This window comes from Flavobacterium galactosidilyticum, from assembly GCF_020911945.1.
GTDB classification, from domain to species: domain Bacteria; phylum Bacteroidota; class Bacteroidia; order Flavobacteriales; family Flavobacteriaceae; genus Flavobacterium; species Flavobacterium galactosidilyticum.
Genome location: NZ_CP087135.1, coordinates 2,082,651 through 2,101,377 on the forward strand (window position 1 = coordinate 2,082,651; position 18,727 = coordinate 2,101,377).

22 protein-coding genes are annotated in these 18,727 nt (G+C 32.4%); 2 read left to right on the plus strand and 20 right to left on the minus strand.

Features of this window, described 5'->3' with window-relative positions:
• Window positions 1–43: 43 nt before the first annotated feature.
• The 9 genes from LNP27_RS09120 to LNP27_RS09160 form a co-directional block, all read right to left on the minus strand.
• Window positions 44–610 carry an anthranilate synthase component II gene (locus LNP27_RS09120; protein WP_229941334.1) on the minus strand — a complete coding sequence of 189 codons (567 nt, stop codon included), beginning with the start codon at window positions 608–610 and terminating at the stop codon, window positions 44–46.
• 62 nt (window positions 611–672) lie between these two features.
• Window positions 673–1,119, minus strand: coding sequence for a lipocalin-like domain-containing protein (locus LNP27_RS09125; RefSeq protein WP_229941335.1), 447 nt, complete (start codon window positions 1,117–1,119; stop codon window positions 673–675).
• A gap of 46 nt (window positions 1,120–1,165) precedes the next feature.
• A complete protein-coding gene (locus LNP27_RS09130) occupies window positions 1,166–2,566 on the minus strand; it encodes an anthranilate synthase component I family protein (RefSeq protein WP_229941336.1) in 1,401 nt (466 codons plus the stop codon).
• 485 nt (window positions 2,567–3,051) lie between these two features.
• Window positions 3,052–3,621 carry a YceI family protein gene (locus LNP27_RS09135; RefSeq protein ID WP_229941337.1) on the minus strand — a complete coding sequence of 190 codons (570 nt, stop codon included), beginning with the start codon at window positions 3,619–3,621 and terminating at the stop codon, window positions 3,052–3,054.
• 28 nt (window positions 3,622–3,649) lie between these two features.
• On the minus strand, window positions 3,650–4,282 hold the full coding sequence (locus LNP27_RS09140; RefSeq protein WP_229941338.1) for an NAD(P)H-dependent oxidoreductase: 633 nt from the start codon (window positions 4,280–4,282) through the stop codon (window positions 3,650–3,652).
• 7 nt (window positions 4,283–4,289) lie between these two features.
• Window positions 4,290–4,745 carry a MarR family winged helix-turn-helix transcriptional regulator gene (locus LNP27_RS09145; RefSeq protein ID WP_229941339.1) on the minus strand — a complete coding sequence of 152 codons (456 nt, stop codon included), beginning with the start codon at window positions 4,743–4,745 and terminating at the stop codon, window positions 4,290–4,292.
• 227 nt (window positions 4,746–4,972) lie between these two features.
• Window positions 4,973–5,611, minus strand: coding sequence for a thymidylate synthase (locus tag LNP27_RS09150; protein ID WP_229941340.1), 639 nt, complete (start codon window positions 5,609–5,611; stop codon window positions 4,973–4,975).
• 207 nt (window positions 5,612–5,818) lie between these two features.
• Window positions 5,819–6,304, minus strand: a complete 486-nt coding sequence (locus LNP27_RS09155; RefSeq protein WP_229941341.1) for a hypothetical protein — start codon at window positions 6,302–6,304, stop codon at window positions 5,819–5,821.
• Window positions 6,305–6,316: 12 nt separating this feature from the next.
• A complete protein-coding gene (locus LNP27_RS09160) occupies window positions 6,317–7,162 on the minus strand; it encodes a hypothetical protein (protein ID WP_229941342.1) in 846 nt (281 codons plus the stop codon).
• Window positions 7,163–7,255: 93 nt separating this feature from the next.
• On the opposite strand from LNP27_RS09160, the gene istA reads away from it, so the two are divergent.
• On the plus strand, window positions 7,256–8,803 hold the full coding sequence (gene istA, locus LNP27_RS09165; protein ID WP_229941343.1) for an IS21 family transposase: 1,548 nt from the start codon (window positions 7,256–7,258) through the stop codon (window positions 8,801–8,803).
• A gap of 16 nt (window positions 8,804–8,819) precedes the next feature.
• The gene (istB, locus tag LNP27_RS09170; protein ID WP_229941344.1) at window positions 8,820–9,530 is read left to right on the plus strand and encodes an IS21-like element helper ATPase IstB; all 711 of its coding nucleotides are present in this window, start codon (window positions 8,820–8,822) and stop codon (window positions 9,528–9,530) included.
• Window positions 9,531–9,641: 111 nt separating this feature from the next.
• Here istB and LNP27_RS09175 read toward each other — a convergent pair whose 3' ends face one another.
• The 11 genes from LNP27_RS09175 to LNP27_RS09225 form a co-directional block, all read right to left on the minus strand.
• Complete coding sequence (locus tag LNP27_RS09175) at window positions 9,642–9,980, minus strand: AAA family ATPase (RefSeq protein ID WP_229941345.1); 339 nt, start codon at window positions 9,978–9,980, stop codon at window positions 9,642–9,644.
• Window positions 9,981–9,995: 15 nt separating this feature from the next.
• On the minus strand, window positions 9,996–10,745 hold the full coding sequence (locus LNP27_RS09180; RefSeq protein WP_229941346.1) for a hypothetical protein: 750 nt from the start codon (window positions 10,743–10,745) through the stop codon (window positions 9,996–9,998).
• Entirely contained in the window at window positions 10,723–11,214 is a 492-nt protein-coding gene (locus LNP27_RS09185; protein ID WP_229941347.1) for a hypothetical protein, read from the minus strand. The genes LNP27_RS09180 and LNP27_RS09185 overlap by 23 nt, the downstream gene beginning before the upstream one ends.
• Before the next feature lie 14 nt (window positions 11,215–11,228).
• Window positions 11,229–12,002, minus strand: a complete 774-nt coding sequence (locus LNP27_RS09190; protein ID WP_229941348.1) for a hypothetical protein — start codon at window positions 12,000–12,002, stop codon at window positions 11,229–11,231.
• A complete protein-coding gene (locus LNP27_RS09195; RefSeq protein ID WP_229941349.1) occupies window positions 11,996–12,988 on the minus strand; it encodes a MarR family transcriptional regulator in 993 nt (330 codons plus the stop codon). The genes LNP27_RS09190 and LNP27_RS09195 overlap by 7 nt, the downstream gene beginning before the upstream one ends.
• 100 nt (window positions 12,989–13,088) lie before the next feature.
• Complete coding sequence (locus LNP27_RS09200; protein WP_229941350.1) at window positions 13,089–13,859, minus strand: metallophosphoesterase; 771 nt, start codon at window positions 13,857–13,859, stop codon at window positions 13,089–13,091.
• 841 nt (window positions 13,860–14,700) lie between these two features.
• Window positions 14,701–15,306, minus strand: coding sequence for a hypothetical protein (locus tag LNP27_RS09205; protein ID WP_229941351.1), 606 nt, complete (start codon window positions 15,304–15,306; stop codon window positions 14,701–14,703).
• Between the two features lie 185 nt (window positions 15,307–15,491).
• Window positions 15,492–16,337 carry an SMODS-associated NUDIX domain-containing protein gene (locus LNP27_RS09210; protein ID WP_229941352.1) on the minus strand — a complete coding sequence of 282 codons (846 nt, stop codon included), beginning with the start codon at window positions 16,335–16,337 and terminating at the stop codon, window positions 15,492–15,494.
• On the minus strand, window positions 16,334–17,218 hold the full coding sequence (locus tag LNP27_RS09215) for an ATP-binding protein (RefSeq protein ID WP_229941353.1): 885 nt from the start codon (window positions 17,216–17,218) through the stop codon (window positions 16,334–16,336). Before LNP27_RS09215 ends, LNP27_RS09210 begins: the two co-directional genes overlap by 4 nt.
• Window positions 17,218–17,733 carry an HORMA-1 domain-containing protein gene (locus LNP27_RS09220; protein WP_229941354.1) on the minus strand — a complete coding sequence of 172 codons (516 nt, stop codon included), beginning with the start codon at window positions 17,731–17,733 and terminating at the stop codon, window positions 17,218–17,220. Before LNP27_RS09220 ends, LNP27_RS09215 begins: the two co-directional genes overlap by 1 nt.
• 1 nt (window position 17,734) lies before the next feature.
• Window positions 17,735–18,715, minus strand: coding sequence for a CBASS oligonucleotide cyclase (locus LNP27_RS09225; protein WP_229941355.1), 981 nt, complete (start codon window positions 18,713–18,715; stop codon window positions 17,735–17,737).
• Window positions 18,716–18,727: the final 12 nt, after the last annotated feature.

Here is an 18,727-nt window from a genome sequence, read left to right on the forward strand (position 1 = left end):
TGCTGAGGGAATACGATTTCGATGGTTTTAATTACTTTTTCTACTAACTATTTACCCAGTTTTTTAAAATCTGTTTTCCATTGGGTGTTAAAACACTTTCTGGATGAAATTGCACACCACGAACATCATACGTTTTGTGACGCAATGACATCACTTGTCCGTTTTCTTCATACGAAGTCGCTTCTAACACTTCAGGTAAATTGGCATCAACTACCCACGAATGGTAGCGTCCTACTTCAAATTCATCCGCCAAACCATCAAATAAATGTTCATCGGTTACCGATTTTTTTACGATAGTGGCAACGCCGTGGTATACTTTGTCTAAATTGGATAAGGTGCCGCCAAAAACTTCGCCAATAGCCTGCTGCCCTAAGCAAACCCCTAAAATACTTTTGGTGGAAGCATAATGACGAATAACGTCTTTTAATAAGCCCGCTTCATCTGGAATTCCAGGTCCTGGAGATAATAAAATTTTATCAAAAGAGGCGAGCTCTTCCAATTCAAATGCATCGTTTCGGTAGACTGTTACGTCGCAATTTAAATCTTCTAAATAGTGAACTAAATTATAAGTAAAACTATCGTAATTGTCTATGACTACTATTTTTTTCATTTCATATATTGATTGAAGGTGTAGGAAATTAAAGAGTGCTATTGTTTTAGTCCCTTCTTTATTTAGTTTTTCTCTCTCACATATTTTTCGTTAATAATACGGTTTATGCCTAAGTTTTCTAATTTTTCAGTTCCAATTTGAGTCAGCGTATCGTTCGAAATTGTCACTACAAATTCAAATTTATTATTTTCCCACTGACGATTGTTGAAATAGTCTAGATGTTCGGTATAAATACTGTCTTTCAAAGTGTATTTCCCTGCTCCAGCAAAAAAAACGGCCTTAGTACTATCTTTTCCTTGATGTAGATCGTGATTGAAAAAAGCAAAATGCGAATCGTTGATAATTTTTATCATTTTAGTTGACGAATCAAACGTAGAATAAGAGCTATCTTTCTCCGTAACTTCTGCAGAAATGAGTCGCCAGGTACCTTCCAACTGATTGTTTTTTTTCTCAGAATTGCAGGCTGTAACTACCGCCAATACGGCTAAAAATAATATGTTTTTTTTCATTTTTAAATACTGTTTTAAGTGGTGTACATTTCTAGATTTTTTATCTTTAAATTTTCTCTGCTAAATCTAAAGCTGCATTCAAGGCTCTCAACTTATTATACACTTCTTGCATTTCACTTTCTTCCTCGGAACTTGCTACAATTCCAGCACCTGCTTGTGAATGCAATTGATGGTTTTTACTTAGGAAAGTACGAATCATAATAGCATGATTAAAATTACCTTCAAAATCCATAAAGCCAATGGCACCTCCGTAAAAATTACGATTGGTTTTTTCGTAATCTTCAATTAATTGCATAGCGCGATGTTTGGGTGCACCACTTAAAGTTCCAGCTGGAAAGGTATCTGCAACCACTTGCATCGTAGTTGCCTTTTCATGCAAATGGCCTGTTACTTTTGAAACCAAGTGAATCACGTGTGAGAAAAACTGAACTTCACGGTATTTTTCGACATTGACATCATGACCGTTCCGACTCAAATCGTTTCTTGCTAAATCGACCAACATGACGTGTTCGCTATTTTCTTTTTTGTCTTCTGATAATTGCTTAGCAAGAATGGCGTCTTTTTCGTCATCACCAGTACGCTTGAAAGTTCCAGCAATAGGATGAATTTCAGCTTTACGATCTTTTACAATTATTTGCGCTTCTGGTGAAGAGCCAAATATTTTGAAATCGCCATAATCAAAAAAGAATAAATAAGGCGAAGGATTAATGCTTCTTAAAGCGCGATATACATTAAACTCATCTCCTTTGAAACCTTGTGTGAATCGTCGTGATAGTACTAGTTGGAAAACATCACCTCTAAAACAATGCTTTTTGGCTAAAGCCACATTGTGTTTAAACTCGTCGTCAGTCAAATTAGAAAATCCTTGTCCTTCTTTATAGAATTTATAAGAAGCAATATTCCTAGATTGCAATAATTGTTCGATTTCCGATATATTATTTCTTCCATCTAAGCTGTGGCAGAATATATAAGCTTCATTTTTGAAGTGATTGATGGCAATAATATTTTGGTATACCGCATAATATATATCAGGAATGGTATTGCTATTTTCTTTTTTTGCAATAGTTACTTTTTCGAAATAGCGTACGGCATCATAAGAAATATAACCAAATAAGCCGTTGTTAATAAACTTAAAGTTGTTTTTCTCCGATTTAAATTGGTGAGAGAAATCCTGAATTATTTGAGGTATATCAGTAGTAGAATCAATTGCGATTTTTTCCGAAGTTCCATCAGGATAAGTTTTAGAAATAATTTCGTTTTCTACTTTGATAGAGGCAATAGGATTACAGCAAATGTAGGAGAAACTGTTGTCGTTACCATGGTAATCACTACTCTCGAGCAACAAGCTGTTTGGGAATTTATCTCTAATTTTAAGATACACACTCACAGGAGTTATAGTGTCTGCGAGGATTTGTTTGTAATTTGTATTTAATAAAAATGATTTCATTTTTGTATTTATTTTGTACTGATTAGTAATTGTTTATCAGTTATCATTAATTCGAATTTGAAACAAAAAAAAGGCCTGTCGTGATGACAAGCCTTTTATATATAGTTTTAAATAATACTATAGGAGCTTAGTTCACGACGACTGACGTAAATTGTTCCACCACCAAATATTGTTTAAAATTGTTTTCATAATTTATATTGTTGTCACAAATGTATAAATGAATTTTGATTATTCAAATCATCAAGACGTTAAATTTTTTTGATTTTTTGATTTTTTTGTTAAAATATGGTATCTACTTATAACGAGATACGTCATTTTTTTAAACCATTAAGAAAGTTTATAAAAATTAAGGCCTTGCTACTATTAATGTTTTAGTAGTTTTTTTTTTCTAAGTACTAAAAAAATCTAGATTATTAGTCTTCTACTATATAAAAACAAAACCCCAACAATTTCTTGATGGGGTGTGTGATTAAGTGTATTGAAAATTAGAATTTTAAAGTGACAGCTAAATCAAAATTATCGTTGATTACTTTGTCTCCTAAGTTTTCGAAGAAATTTCCAGAATTGTATTTGATGTCATATTTAGTTCTGTCAATTTTTACATTTGCTGAAGCAGTATTTGCCGTTGTAGCAAGATCAAAACTAACAGGTTTAGTTATTCCTTTTATAGTCAAATCACCATTTACTGTGTAAACATTTGGTGACTTAGCACTTACTTTTTTGAAAACTAAAGTAGCAGTTTCAAATTTGTCAGTACCAAAAAAGTCATCTGCTTTTAAGTGACCTTCTAATTTTTCTTTTCCTTGACCTGCTTTTAAATCGGTTACGATAAGTGAAGTCATATCAACATTAAATGTTCCTCCTACTAATTTTTTTCCTTTGAAAACTAAGTTGCCATCTTTTAGGTTAACTGTTCCTTCATGTTGTCCAGTTACTTTTTTTCCAGTCCAGTTAATAGTACTTTTTGAAGCATCAACTTTTTTAGTTTGTGCTGATACTGATACTGTAGATAAAACTACTACTAATGCTAATGCGATTGATTTTAAATTCTTCATTTTTTTAATGTTTAAATTTGATTAATAATTATAGTGTAATAAATAATTCTTCGTTTGATTTTCTAACTTTTTTAAAATGCTGCGTAGCATCTTCATCATGTCTATAACCCATAGTTGCAATTAATGTTGCATGTAGTCCTAATTTATTAAGTCCTAATAATTCGTTAACTTGCGCAGGTACAAAACCTTCCATAGGAGTTACATCAATTCTTAAATCTGCCGCTGCATTTAATAAATTTCCTAACGCTAAGTAAGTTTGTTTTGCTGACCAAATATTCCTTTCTTCTTCTGAAAGAGCTGTTATAGTTGTTTTCATGAAATCCATATAGCCTTTCATACTTTCAAGGCTAGCCTTCCTTGTCTCACTCACATTTTTAAAGTAACTATCGATTCCTTCTGCTCCAAAATTAACTTCATGTGCAAAAATAATGATGTGTGATGCATCCGTAATTTGAGATTGTCCCCACGCAGCTGGTTGCAACTGTGCTCTTAACTCTGGATTTTCAACAATAATAATTTTATATGGTTGCAATCCGTATGAAGACGAACTTAAGCGAATTGCTTCTTTAAGTATATTTAAGTCTTGTTCTGCTATTTTTTTAGAGGCGTCAAACTTTTTTGTAGCGTACCTCCAGTTCTGATTTTCTATAAAACTATTCATCGTTTCTTTATTGATTCCTGTATTTTTCTAATAATTGGTTTAATTGAGCAATCTCATCTTGAGTTAAATTACTAGATAAGGAATTTTCATGTTTAATTACTTTTGGATCAAGTTCTTTTAAAACATCTAAACCTTTTTGAGTAATAAGAACTTCAATTTTTCGTCTATTTTCAGAACAAACTTTCCTAGTAACTAAACCTTTTGCTAGTAATTTGTCCACTAAGCGAGTAGTATTACTCGTTTTAGCTACCATGCGCTCTTGGAGTAGAGACATGTTTGCCGGATTCCCTTTTTGCCCTCTTAATATTCGAAGTACATTATATTGCTCACTTGATATATCATAAGGCTTTAGTATTTCATTAAAATTCTCCGTAATCATATTGTGTGTGTACACGATATTCAGAATAATTTTTTTCGAATTATCCATTGGGGCCGTCGATTTTAAAACATCTTCAATTTTCATATTTGTATATATGTAATTTGTTGGTACAAATGTAACATATTTTTTATTTGTATATACAAGTTTAAGTGGTTTTTTTTTAAATTATTTTTTAATTAAATGTAAATAGGCCTTATAATCGAAAAATTGAAATGTACACGAATACGAATTCAAATGTACATTTTTTCAACCAAAACAAACAAAGCCAGCACCTCACAGTACTGGCTTTTTAAATAAAGTTTAAACACCATTTAACCCACGTTTAAACTAAACTTAACCGAATCACCGGATAATAGCTGCTGTGTACCTTCAAGGTTGTTTTCATACACGTGGACATTACCCAGAAACAACGTGATAGACTTCAATGGCAAATCAATCTGTTTACTGATTAAATACAAGTGATAGATGTCAGCAGGCAAGCCCAGATTAGCATCACTAGAACGCTGATAAGCACTTATAACGAGCTTTCCTTTCTCTATTTGAAACTGAATTAAACTAAGACAAGGCTGTTGGTTGCTCTCAGTGTTGTTAGAACCAAGGAATAACACATAATTCTTAGAGGTGCGCTTCTCTTTGTTGATCTTATCGATAAGCTTAGGCAGCTGCTCAAAGTACGTTGGATAACTATTGACTAGAATAGGACCACAATAATCCCACCATGAAACCCCAATATCACGATACGCCTCCGTAGAGCGTTCGCCGGCCATAAACAACACTAATTCATCTTTTAGCTTTTTTCGTGCTACAGCATGGCCTTCAAACAGGTCTAGCAAGTCAATTGGCTTTAATTGGAGTTCTTGATTAAGCAAATAAGTGATATTCCCTTTCTTATTTTTTTGAACCTTTCCTTTAGTAATTATTTTGTTTAATATTTGGTGATATTTATTCATTTCGATTTTTGATTGATGATTGATTATTAATTTTAATTTGATTTACTTTGCGCTACCACAGAATTATTAAAATAGCAAAGCCACAAGCATAGAAGACTTATGTCCTCCAACGCCTGTGGCTTCGTGCTATATTTTTAAATTCTGTGGTAAGAGTTGAAAATGTTGGAGGACTATTTTTTACTTCCCGTCTACCTGAGAACTACACACTTACTCTACAAATTGAAATTGATTACTTAGATGTTCACCTTTCATAATTACTGAGTTCAATATCCAATCCTTTACAAACTGATTCGCTGGATTTATTTCAGGACTTTCAAAAGTTCCTCCTGTCAGATAATTCAAAGCATCCTCATAACTTGGAACTCCCCAATCAATCATGGTGTAATCAGTTGGGTAGGCTTTATTATCTTCAATGTATTGGATCAAACCTCTTGGCTCTTGCGCTTCGATATCCGTATTGAATTTGAATGTAGCTTTGCGATTGCTGTTGGTTTCGTCAGCATTCATGCCATGAAAAGCTAAGTAAGATGATTCTAGCACTACAGTTGGTTTGTCTTTTAAGTACATTTCAAAATCTATTCTGAAATAGTTTTGTTTTCGCTGAATTTGAAAAGAGTTTTCTTCAATTACCACATTGTTGAACGTTCCTTCAGTAAGAATTGGCGAATTGTAAATTGGCGCTATTAGTTTCATATATTTTTAATTTTAGTAAACAATCATTTTAATACCTGTGGATGTTCTATATTCACAACCTATTGGTAATCCTGCTGTAAGGGCTGCTGCATTATCTTCGTGAACTGGTATAGAAGTATAAATATGGTAGCCATTTTCATCTATGTATTCTCGTAATATTTTAGTCTGCATATTTGTTGCTACGCCAGTTTTTTGACCTGTAAAAAATTCAAGTCTTGATGTTCCACCACCTTTACCACCAGAAGCTACAAGTTTTAACTTTCCACCATTCAAGTTTGGACTTCCTTCAGCAAAATTTGTCTGCATATATATACCATTAGTAAATGCCGCATACACATTAAGGTTAGGTAAAGAACTTAGTCCCCATGTAGCCCCTAGATTTACAGTTGAAACAAAAGCGCCTGTTAATCCTATCTGTTTATAACTTCCTTGTTGATAACTTCCTGTATATAAATCATTATTAGGCGTAATGGTAATGCTTAATGCAATCACTGTTGAATATAAGATAAAGTCTCCAGCACCACCAACTCTTTTGTATATAGGGCCATCTGTGCAGCCATAAATATCTCCAGTATTAGAAACCGCTAAACCCGTCCAGTTTCTCGATGTGACACCTAGAGCTATAAAATTGCCAGTACCTCCCGTCATTTTATAAACATCGCCACCTTTTACAGCTGCATAAATATCTGAACCTACAGCACACATTCCCATCCAGTTTCTCGAAGTTTGCCCTAATGGAACCAATGAACCAGTACCACCAGTTAATTTATAAATATCGCCACCATAATTAGCAAAATAAATATCATTTGCTACCGTAGTGGAAAAACCGGTCAAATTGACCACCACTTTCCAGTTCAAATTGACCACCTGATTTTGGGTTAAATTGATTATTAAAAACTACTGACTTTTTCATGTTGTTAGCACCATACATTCGTTAAAAAAATACGGATTATGGCAAACAAAATAACAGACATGAGTAAAATTAGAAAAGTAATTAAATTCTATTGTGATGGAAAGAGTAAGTTATTTATAAGTAGCTACTTATCCCTTTCCAGGAATACGGTAAAGAAGTATATTTCTTTATTTGAAGTTCTCGGATTAAACTTTGAATTAATTAACGAAAAAACAGATGCCGAGTTAGAACTTTTGTTTTCACACACTACAGTGGAATCCATTAGCCCCAAATTGCAGAAACTTCATGATTTTTTTCCTAAAATGGAACGGGAACTAAAAAAAGTTGGAGTTACCGTACAACATATGTGGGAGCAATATATTGCCGTAAACCCTGATGGCTATAGGAGCTCACAATTTGGCCATCATTACAAAATATGGGGTAAACGAGTCAATCCAGTGATGCACATGAATCACAAAGCGGGTGATAAAATGTATGTGGATTATGCTGGAAAAACACTCTCGTTCATTGATAAAGACACGGGAGAAATCAAAGAAGTACAGTTTTTTGTAGCCATATTGGGAGCCAGTCAATACACCTATGCCGAAGCTTCAATGAGCCAGCAAAAAGAAGATTTTGTTACTTCGGTAGAAAATGCCATGCGTTTTTTTGAAGGCACTCCTGCGGCAATTGTCCCCGATAATTTAAAATCGGCAGTGATAAAAAGCAGTCGTTTTGAACCTACTATCAATGAAACCCTGGCTGATTTAGCGGAATATTATCAAACCACAATCTTACCTGCCAGGGCTTATAAACCAAGGGATAAATCATTGGTTGAAGGTGCGGTAAAGATATTGTACAGAAGGATTTACGTAACTCTAAAAGAAACCAAATTCTTTTCTCTAGAAGAATTAAACCAGCAGATATGGGATTTATTAGATGCTCATAATAGTCGAAAACTCACAGGACGTCCTTACTCCCGTAAAGAATTGTTTTTAGAAGATGAGAAACAAAAACTACGCCCACTACCACAAGAACGCTTTGAAATCAAATACCAATCCTTTGCAACGGTGATGCAAAACGGACATGTCCAATTAAGTCAAGACAAAAATTACTATAGTGTTCCGTATCAATATGTAAAGAAAAAAGCGAAACTCTTGTATACCAAATCAACGGTAGAGATCTATTACAAATACAATCGAATAGCCATTCATCCGAGGAATTACAAACCTTATGTCTATACCACAACCCCAGAACATTTAGCCAGTACACACCAATTTGTAGCCCAATGGAGCGCTGCCCGCTTCATTGATTGGGCCAGCAGTATTGATGAGGCAGTAGCAGAATATATCATGCAGATAATCGAAAGCAGGAACCATCCTGAACAGGCTTATAAAAGTTGTTTAGGAATACTCAACTTCGAAAAAAAGGTTGGTAAACAGCGATTAATAAATGCCTGTAAACGGGCACTTGATTTTAGAATTTACAATTTTAAGACCATACAAAATATTTTAGAAAACAACTTAGACCATATTGATTTTGAGCAAGAACCCGAGCAGGAACTCCCGAATCACGGTAACATAAGAGGAAAACAGTATTATAACTAAATTAAATCTTGAAAACATGAATGAATCCACAGTAACAAAAATGAAACAAATGAAGCTTTATGGTATGTTCAATGCTTTTAAAACAGCCATTGAAAGCGGGAAAACAGACCACTACACGCTAGATCAGTTTGTATCGATGATTATTGATGCCGAATGGGATGAAAGACATAATCGTCGCATTGAACGCAGTATCAAGAATGCCCGATTCCATTACAAATCAAATATTGAAAGTATCAATTTTGACCAAACCCGTAATCTGGATCGAAACATGGTGCTACGTCTGGCAGAATGTGAATTTGTAGAAAAAAATGAAAACATCTTAATCACGGGAAGTACAGGTGTAGGTAAGAGCTATTTAGGTACAGCATTGGGTTATCAAGCCTGTATACAAGGTTTTAAAGTGAGTTATTTTAATACATCGAAGTTGTTTGCTAAATTAAAAATGGCCAAAGCAGATGGCTCTTACCTGCGAGAGCTTGCTAAAATTGAAAGGCAAGACGTCATTATACTTGACGATTTTGGACTCCAAGCATTAGATAGTCATAACCGAATTACCCTTTTAGAGATCATTGAAGACAGGCATAATAATGGTTCTATAATTGTAACATCACAAATCCCAGTGCAAGGCTGGTATGACATCATTGGAGAAAAAACAATAGCTGATGCAATTTTGGATAGGCTGATACATCAATCTCACCGAATCGAATTGCACGGAGAATCTATGTGAAAAAAAAGGGGCATAAACAAAAGCTAATATTTAAGTATATTTGAATACTAATTAACAGATGAAAAAAAGTAGTTTTTAATGAAAAATGGAGGTGGTCATTTTGCTCCGGAATTAGGTGCTCACTTTAAATTGGAATTGGGTGGTCACTTTAAATTGGAATTGGGTGGTCAATATCACTGGAATTTGCACTAGTCCTTTAAATTCAAGTTCAATTCTTAACTTTTCAGAATCCTTATAGAAATCAAAATCATCAACTTTAATCCACTCATAAGCATGAGTTTTTAAAACTAATTTGATTGCATCAATAATAGCAGTTTTACCAGAGTCATTTTCTCCAATTAAAACATTCAAACCTCTATTAAAAGGGACAATTAAATCAGGATTATCAAGTTCAAAAATTTCTGAACCATATTTTCTAAAATTCCAAAGTTTGAGTTCTGATAGATGCATAGAAATTTTTTTAATTTATTTTGATGAAACTGTTCCTGTTTGCTTTAATCCATTAACATTTCGTCTTGAAAATGTAGCAGTACCAGAATGAAATATGTCAAATATTATATTCAGACAATATCTTTTTTCGAACTCTTCTTTAATTCTTTTTGCCTGTTTGTTTGGTTTGCCCGAAATCATAAGACTGGGAGCAATGTGTATTGGATTCTCTTTTTTTGCTGTATTAGTTAAAATATCTTTCCTTAATTCGTTTACAACTCCTATAAAATTGAACAATAATTCAGGAAATGGATTAAATTGTTTTACCTCACAAAAAGTCATCAAATCTTTATTTTCTACAAAACAAAATCTCCTTTTAGTATCATAATATTCTATTGTTTCGTTAACGGAATCTTTTTTTATAATACTTATGTCCGGTGTTGTAAATATTTCAATATGATGCGAGGATTGTACCGCTAGATTATGCTGAATTTCGAAAATATAATCTTTTCCTTCAATATTTTTAGTTACTTTAAAATGAGAGAAGTTTGATTGTACGCCTGATGTAAAGCATTTGTATCTGTATTTTCCAACTTGAAGGTTTTCGATTGACGCTGTATAGTCATTGTTCTCATAAAAAGTTACTATATGGTTAAAACAACTCATTTCAAAAAAATCACTCATTCTGGTGGCTTGATTTGCTAAGGTTGACTTAAATTTATTTACAAACGCTATAATTTCTTTTTCAAGTAATGCTTTTTCTTTAAAAGGGGAGATCGTCTTCAATGTTTTTTCCGATTCCTTTGTCGTTTCTTTCGTCATAGTCGTCAAATGATTTTACTCTTTTTATATTTGATAAAAATTCTTTAGTTTCTGTATAATCAAAATCATTTTCAGAAATTCCAAACTTCTTAATTAATGTTCGATAGTTAATTAACAATGCTAAAATTTTATTTTTTTCTTCAAAGGTTAAATCATAACTACCCATTGAAATTGTATCTGCTTTGCTTATAGAATTTACTGTTCCATAAAACTTAACGGCACCATCTAAATTTGAAACTACTCGTTTATGAAAAATTGACAATGCAATAAGTAATTCTAATGTTTCATTGTAATCACTTAAAAATTTAAAACGGGCTGAATTTTCTACCAGAAAATTGGCTTCCTTCACTCTGTTCTGGAACTCTTTATATATTTGGTTGGCTAATTTAAAAGGAAGTCCATAAGTGAAAATATTTATTATAGGTGTACTCATTTTTTATCTAATTATTAAACACTATTGAGATTAAAGGCTCTAATTAACAGCCCAAACAACTCTTTAACATCAACATTTCCAGCCCCCATTTCTTTAAAAATTTGTTTGTCTGGCAAATCATCTTTTACGGCTTCAACGAAATTTGCAATGTCTGATATAATGCTTTCGGAAATGGTAAAGTTATCTTCTGGAGTTAGTAATAATAACAATCTGAAAATATCCATTTTGTGTTTTCGCAATTGCTTTTCATCTATTTTTTCGCCGTTTTCCTTACGGGTTTTATAATCCAAGAATGCTTTAGCTTTCAAACCGATCAAAGCTTCCGTATTGGCCAAATGTATTCCGTTGTCTAATTGGCTGTGTTGAATTGTAAAGTTATAGTAATCGTCATCCATCAGTATTGCCGATAGACTCGAAATCTCCGTATCTACAGGAATTGGTGTTAAATGGGTTCCCTCGTTTAAATCTAATAAATCGGGTATTCTTGAGAATAATTCAATTTGAAAAGGGAAGTCTTCCAGTTGTGGTTTTTGAAAACGATAATATTTTCTGTCGTCTTCGCTTTTCTCTTTGACTTCATAATTTCCTTGTTTTATGAATTCCCAAAAATGAGCTACAAATTCCGGGCTTAATGCTTCTATAACTAAAATTATATCAATGTCTTTTGTTGCTCTTGGTGTTAAACCAATATTGTCAATGATTATGTCACAAGCAGTTCCTCCGATGATGATATAATTATCTGTGAAATCTTTAAAATGTTGTCTGAAAATTTCTAAACCTCTTACCATATGTATTTTTCTATTATTTGGTCTAATGCCATATCTGTTCTTTCGTCAATAAACCCATCTTTCAAGCTAATGTATAAAGACAATGGATCTACATTATTTTTCTTTGTGATTCCTTTTGTGATTAATTCCGGATTATATTTCCAAACTTCTAAAGCATAGTTTCCGCTTTCATTATTTAGATTTACTAATTGGTTTGTTTTTTCTAACTCATAGAATTTGCTTTTTTCTATGGCAAAATACTCCAATCTACTTGGATTCATATCACTGTATTCTTCCAATGCCGTAGCGTTAGAGCAATACATTTTTATTGTTGGTTTTTCATCTACATAAACTGTTTTTAGTACTGGATTTACAAGATGTTTTTCAATACTTTTCCAAAGTTTTTGTATATCAGTTTCAAACACAATATTTTTTTCTTTAGTTCCAACAACCTCAACAATAGCTAATCTTTTCAAATTTTCAATTGCTTTTGTTATTCCCATTTGTGTGTATTGGAATTTTTCTGCCAGTTCTTTGAAGGTATATTGACTTAAATTATCTTCTCTGTGCAGTATTTGATATAGCAAAATTAATTGAGAGGAAGGTAGCAGCAGGAATTCTTTTTGAAATGCTTTGTCCTTATTAAAATCTTGAATATCAATAAGTAATTCAGCAAGAAACATTTGTTTTCCCGGAACGATGAAACTAATTTTTTGGTCAATAAGTCTTTTCCGGTTTATAGCCGTGATGTCTTCTGTAACAATAATAATTCTTTTGTCTAATACTTTTTGGATTGCTAAAACTTGTTGTCTTAATTGTGCAGCATTGAAAGCATCTTCTTTATTAACCTGTACTAAAATTAATTCGTGATTGTGTAAATGAGTGACATAAAAATTAAAATTGTTTTTGAAAAGGAACGGTAATTTATTGGTGTAATCTTTTGATAACTCTTTTATTTCAAGGTCTTTTCCTAGTATTTGATGGATGTATTCTTTTAATTTTTCCATAATAAACTAATAATTGTTATAATAAACTCGATTGGTTTATTGTGCAAATATAGGTTTATTATACTAAATGTCAATTTATTGTATTATTAATATTAATTATTTATATTGAAATAATAGCTCTGTCGCTATATCCTATATTCTCATTGTACTTGACATATCCTAATTGGTTTGTTAATAATTTTGTATTTCCAACTATGAAATCATTGACGTTGGTGTGATGATGTCCATAAATCCAATATGCTACGTTGTTATCTTCAATAAAATCAGTCAATTCAGAAGCGAAAGCCTCATTGATTTTACTATCGGCATATTTTTCAGGGTAATTGATAAATGTAGGCGCATGATGCGTGATAACAATCGTTTTTTTAGATGTGTCATTTTCCAATACCTTATGGAGAAACTCTATACTGTCTTGGTGTAACTTATTGTAATCATCTGGATTTAAAAGATGCTCATTACATTTTATGACTTTAAAGTCAGATAAACTTTCTTTAATTAACCAGTATTTGGCAGGAGAAATATTCGACCACAAGGTAGAGAATACAAATTTCACTCCCGAAATTTCTTTGGTACAATTGTTTACCAAAAATACATTGTCTCTGATTTGTTCATCCAAAACACCACTTTTCTCGGCAATATCATAGTAGTAATATTCGTGATTACCGGGTATCCAAAAAGTCAATTTGAAATGCTCAGAAATATAGTCGAAGAAATCTTGATGTTTATCCATTATTGCAAAAGGCACAATATCCCCAGCCAATATTAGAATTTCTCCTTCGGGCTTTATTGGGTTTTGAAGAATATACTTTTTGTTGTCAGGGAATTCAAGATGTAGATCTGAACAATATTGAATTTTCATATTATTTTCCATTAGTGGTGCTCTAAGTTAAATAAATGGATTTAATTTTTCACTAAAAAGGTATTTTTGGGAAAATATTTTCCAGTATAGGTAAACTGTAAAATTTGAAAATGATTACTTTTTTCCACTAAAATGAATTTCAAAAGCATTAAGCGTTATTATTTTCCAGTAAAAGACTATTTAAAGAAAATATTTTCCATTATAAAAAGAAATATTAAAAATTAAGTATCATCACAATATTTATACCTTTTCGGGTATAAATATTGTGTTTTTCGCTTAGTTATACCTTATCGGGTATAAAATTGGATATATTGCATATCGCAATATGCGATATGATCCAGAAGACTTAGAAGAATATACAGATTGTTTAATTTGCAAATTATTCTAATAACGGCGATTATCGCCGTTATTAGCGATTTATTTAAACTTCATTTTATGGTTTCTAATAAAGCGAAAAATAGATAATAAATCTAATTGGTTATTGTTAAAATATAGGTTTACTGTATTGTTATTCAGTTATATGTATTAAATACAGACAGAAATTACTGAAATTATCATACTGATAATACTTTATTTTTTTTATGCTACCGAATTTTGTTTTGCATGTATCATCATTTGCGTCTTTATGAAATTTCCTTTACGCTCATTTCGTAATACGAAAATATGATTTGATTCTAGTGTTTGAAAAATTGAGTGTTTTTTTGTTCACTTTGTTTGCATGTTCACGTTTACGTGAACAGTGTTTTTTTGTGAACATAAATAAGTATAATTGAGGTTGCCTGTGTTATTCTAATTAAGGTTTGATTTCTAACGGGAATATTTCGGGACTTTAAATAACAGACTTTTGTTATTTCTAATTATTATTTTCAAATTTTTCTTTTAGGCGGAGATATTCTCTATATTCTTTTTCCTCGTGCTTCCTTTGGGAAAATGTTTCAAATGCTTCGTATTCCGGGGAATCATAATTCATGAAATCTGGGATTTTTATTATTGCCCAGTCTTTTGCAATATCTTTCCAAGTTTTGGCTGCATTTGCGATTGTATTTCTCCAATCCTCATCGGAATTTCTTTGTATTGTGTAATCGTAGTCAACCGAATGTGGTAATACTATTCGAGCCTGTGAATGCCACCATCCGTGAAAGGGATTCACATAAAATTTATCTAATACCTCTTTTAGAGGATGAAAAAGTGCTTGAGATTGATGGTATTTCATATAAGCAAGAATTTTATAGGCTGCAATTAATTCTTGGTCTTTGTCTTTAAGTGTAACTGACAAATGCCTTGCAGTCTCTTTTAAAGGTGTTTCCTGAAAATATTGCTGACGATTTTCTTTTAGATCATACCAAGGTGAATTGATTGTATTTTCTCCTATTATAAAATCCCTAATTTGCACTTCAGGCACATTTAAGCCTTTCCAATAATTATAGATCTGATTCCACTGTGTCATATAGCTTTTCATAAAATTCAAATTTAATAATATATTTCAATTATTAAATTTATAATATAATGAATATGCAAATAATTCCTATTTAATAAACCAAAATCTGCATGATAAACTTGATTGGTTTATTATGCAGATTTAAGTTTACTGTGTTGTATTTTAGTATATTATAAAAATATTCAATTTATAAATGATAAATTATATTATTCTTTACTCCATTTCATGTTTAAAGCCCACTTTGTATGTTGACCAATATCATAGAGTTTCTTCTTAGTTCTTTTATCGTGTCCTAAACAGTCAATTAGTTCTCTATCTACCCACTTTATGTACTCTGTATCTCCTTGATTCTTCAGTGCTAAAAGTTCTTTGCGTTGTTCTACGTTTGGTAAAAGTTCTAAAATATCATACTGCAATATTTCGGGACAATTCCAACCAGCTGTTCTCTTTACGGGTGTCGTAACTCTACCAAGTAGATTGTAGTTGACATATGGGAAGTTCTCTTTTGATAATAACTCGGCCTTGCCTTCTATAAGTTCTTCGTAAAATTCTCTCCAATGGTTAATTTCACGGTTCTGACCCTCATTAAACCAATCTAGAAATTTGATAGCATTTTTAGCTGGAATAAAGATGGCAAAATCATCCTTCATTAAATCTTTATTCGGAAGTTTGAGATCATCTATTGCCTCAAATTTTTCTTTTAGTAAGCTTTGTGTACCTTCTAATCGTTTGTACTTTCCGCCAACCAATTGGTAATGCCCATAATTTGAATTTTTCACTAATAAATATTCATCGTCTATTTTAATAATATATAAATAGGACATTGAAAATCTGATTTTTTCACCTTTCAATGCAAGAAAATATATTTGCAATAATAGATACAATCTTTTGCTATTTATAAAAATATGTTCAATGAGAAGCTCCATTAAAGTAGCTAAACCTATTACACCAAAAATTACAACGTCTTTTTGGTATTCCGAACCAGACATTTGGAAATAGCCATAGATTATAAAACCAATGGCTATTATTGTTTGAATTATTCTTCTTATCATATTATCTCTGGACTAGGTTGGATTGATACAATTGTTTCTTTGATTATTTCAAAGGTTAATGGTTTGTCTGGATAGGCCTTGGCAACCGCTTCCGGAAGAACTTTTAATCTTATGTCAGAAAACGAATAGCCTACTTTGTCGGTGTCTTTTTTTAGAGACAACTCTGCTAATTCGTTTAATTGTTCACCAGTAAAGGTAATACCCTTTAAACTCTTTTCATAAAGTTCGATACATTCTTCTTTTGTAGGTCTCTTAAATTCAAGTACTACAGCTGCACGTCTTAGAATTGCTTCATCTATAAAATGAAGGCGGTTAGTGGACATAAACACAATGGCACGACCGTTCAATTCTCTTATTTCGTCAATTTTTTGGATTAATGTATTGACTGCGGCTTTTTCTTCCTGATGCATTTGACTTGTCGATCTTGTGGTCGCAATTGCATCTGCTTCGTCAATTAGAAGAAAGGCTATTCTTTTCTTTCCGGCTTGTTCTTTAAGTTGTGAAAATGCATCATTAACTAGTTTACCCATTTCGCCATGCAAACCTTCGCCACGAACACGAGTGCTCAACTTGAGAAAAAATCCTTCTTTACCTAATTCACGAGTCATTCTATCAGCAATTGAAATCGCAGATATCGTTTTGCCAGTACCGGCATCACCCGCTAGAATAATAAGAGGATATTTATCCTTTAACTGCTGTATTATGGGTAACTCAACTTTATGGTGTTTGTTACTCCAATCGGTAAGGCTGCCTTGGTCTAAAAGCAGTTTTAGATTATTGTAAATTCTTTCGAATTTGTTTTCAAAACCAATGAAGGAATCGGTCTGGGTTTGAACTTCTTTACTTGGAAGTTCCATTATGTTATCAAATATTGCAGCCATTATTTAAAATTTGTTTTTTGAAGTTCGTATCCTTTACTTGAGTATAGTTGTGCATTTCCGGAACTAAGATGTGAAAATGAAGTGTCATCAGTAGTCGCTGACCAGCTAAGTCGAAAATAATTGTTGGTTTGAAAATCCTTCTTTTGTTGTTCAGATAGACCGTGCCATTTGGAGGAATAAGACAGATACATTGTTAGATATGTATTGTTGATATTCTCCCAATCATTATTCTGTCCAGGTCTTGCGCTATCTGTTGCATTACCATCTGCATTAATAGAAAATTTTGTTGCTCTTAAAGTATGGTCATTTGAATTTTGTTTCAATGCAATTGAAACATTATCCAAGTAATTATTCTCGGCTAATTTAATTATGTCGTGCATAATTTTATCAACATATTCAGTTGACCATTTATTGGTTCTTCTAGCTATTGTTCTAATGTCTGCTTCAAAATTTTCAAATGTTTTACGAATATCGATAACCGTATACGTATTAGTACTTGTCTTAGTATTGTACATATTAGTTGATATTAAAAGTTGGACCAAATACTCGTTTCCATTCCTCAATGGTAGCAGCTTCATTATTCTTTGATTGGGCATAATTTAAGCAGTCAAAAGCTTCTTCGGCTTGCTCAATAATTTCTTGCCACACCGTACTGTCAATTTTTTTCGAGGCATTATTTTCATTGTTCGTATCATCGGCAATGTAAATTGGAGTGGAATAAGAAGGGATCTTATTTATGGCGTGATCAAATTTGATATTTGGAAAATTCGAACCACTAACAAATTGGAAAAAACGGATAATCGCTTCTTCAATGTTAGTTTCTACACCTAACGTCTCGTCTAGGTAGGCAACTATCAATTCTATTGTAAAGGATGTTATTCCTGGTTCAGTATCCGTTGGCTTAAGCTCCTTGTAATTTTTCCACCATTTTAGTGCTCTTACAATAGCGGTGTAACTTGGATTATTCTTACGCAAACTGATTGAGAAATCAATGTGGTTTTCGATGCTTGTTATGTATTTTCCACCACCGCCTCTTTGTGGTTGCCAAACATATCGTTCAGGTTCGCTAATAGGAACAACAGGAACAATATCAACCTCTAGTCCGGAACCAGAAAAACGAATGGTTATTGATTTAGTATTCCCCGTTGCATCGTATTCTCTTTTGATATCTTTTTGAGGATAGATTTCCTCTAAGTATTTGACAATGTAGTCGTGTAGCTTTTTTAAATCATTTTGGATATTTCCATCTCCACCCACAAAAAGAATTAAATCGATGTCGATTGGATTGTCTCCTGTTGGTTTTAGAATGGTGTGTTTTTTCCACGAACCTGCCAATAGGTATTTGGTAACTTTGAGACCGTTACTTTCGTCATTCTTGATTTTGTCTTCTAACTTTGTTTTGAGATTGTTTATTTGATCTCGGTACTTCTGCATGTTGTCCTTTTGTAGTTTTATTTTATCTACAAAGTACAATAGTTGATTGTTTTCTAATTTCATTTTACAGTATTA

Excerpts from the sequence above, each read along its gene's own strand:
- LNP27_RS09185 (WP_229941347.1), bottom strand. The coding sequence starts at position 11,214 with ATGAGTACACCTATAATAAATATTTTCACTTATGGACTTCCTTTTAAA.
- istA (WP_229941343.1), top strand. The coding sequence starts at position 7,256 with ATGGCAAACAAAATAACAGACATGAGTAAAATTAGAAAAGTAATTAAA.
- LNP27_RS09120 (WP_229941334.1), bottom strand. The coding sequence starts at position 610 with ATGAAAAAAATAGTAGTCATAGACAATTACGATAGTTTTACTTATAAT.
- LNP27_RS09135 (WP_229941337.1), bottom strand. The coding sequence starts at position 3,621 with ATGAAGAATTTAAAATCAATCGCATTAGCATTAGTAGTAGTTTTATCT.
- LNP27_RS09190 (WP_229941348.1), bottom strand. The coding sequence starts at position 12,002 with ATGGTAAGAGGTTTAGAAATTTTCAGACAACATTTTAAAGATTTCACA.
- LNP27_RS09125 (WP_229941335.1), bottom strand. The coding sequence starts at position 1,119 with ATGAAAAAAAACATATTATTTTTAGCCGTATTGGCGGTAGTTACAGCC.
- LNP27_RS09195 (WP_229941349.1), bottom strand. The coding sequence starts at position 12,988 with ATGGAAAAATTAAAAGAATACATCCATCAAATACTAGGAAAAGACCTT.
- LNP27_RS09130 (WP_229941336.1), bottom strand. The coding sequence starts at position 2,566 with ATGAAATCATTTTTATTAAATACAAATTACAAACAAATCCTCGCAGAC.
- LNP27_RS09210 (WP_229941352.1), bottom strand. The coding sequence starts at position 16,337 with ATGATAAGAAGAATAATTCAAACAATAATAGCCATTGGTTTTATAATC.
- istB (WP_229941344.1), top strand. The coding sequence starts at position 8,820 with ATGAATGAATCCACAGTAACAAAAATGAAACAAATGAAGCTTTATGGT.
- LNP27_RS09200 (WP_229941350.1), bottom strand. The coding sequence starts at position 13,859 with ATGGAAAATAATATGAAAATTCAATATTGTTCAGATCTACATCTTGAA.
- LNP27_RS09215 (WP_229941353.1), bottom strand. The coding sequence starts at position 17,218 with ATGGCTGCAATATTTGATAACATAATGGAACTTCCAAGTAAAGAAGTT.
- LNP27_RS09175 (WP_229941345.1), bottom strand. The coding sequence starts at position 9,980 with ATGCATCTATCAGAACTCAAACTTTGGAATTTTAGAAAATATGGTTCA.
- LNP27_RS09220 (WP_229941354.1), bottom strand. The coding sequence starts at position 17,733 with ATGTACAATACTAAGACAAGTACTAATACGTATACGGTTATCGATATT.
- LNP27_RS09205 (WP_229941351.1), bottom strand. The coding sequence starts at position 15,306 with ATGAAAAGCTATATGACACAGTGGAATCAGATCTATAATTATTGGAAA.
- LNP27_RS09145 (WP_229941339.1), bottom strand. The coding sequence starts at position 4,745 with ATGAAAATTGAAGATGTTTTAAAATCGACGGCCCCAATGGATAATTCG.
- LNP27_RS09155 (WP_229941341.1), bottom strand. The coding sequence starts at position 6,304 with ATGAAACTAATAGCGCCAATTTACAATTCGCCAATTCTTACTGAAGGA.
- LNP27_RS09225 (WP_229941355.1), bottom strand. The coding sequence starts at position 18,715 with ATGAAATTAGAAAACAATCAACTATTGTACTTTGTAGATAAAATAAAA.
- LNP27_RS09150 (WP_229941340.1), bottom strand. The coding sequence starts at position 5,611 with ATGAATAAATATCACCAAATATTAAACAAAATAATTACTAAAGGAAAG.
- LNP27_RS09140 (WP_229941338.1), bottom strand. The coding sequence starts at position 4,282 with ATGAATAGTTTTATAGAAAATCAGAACTGGAGGTACGCTACAAAAAAG.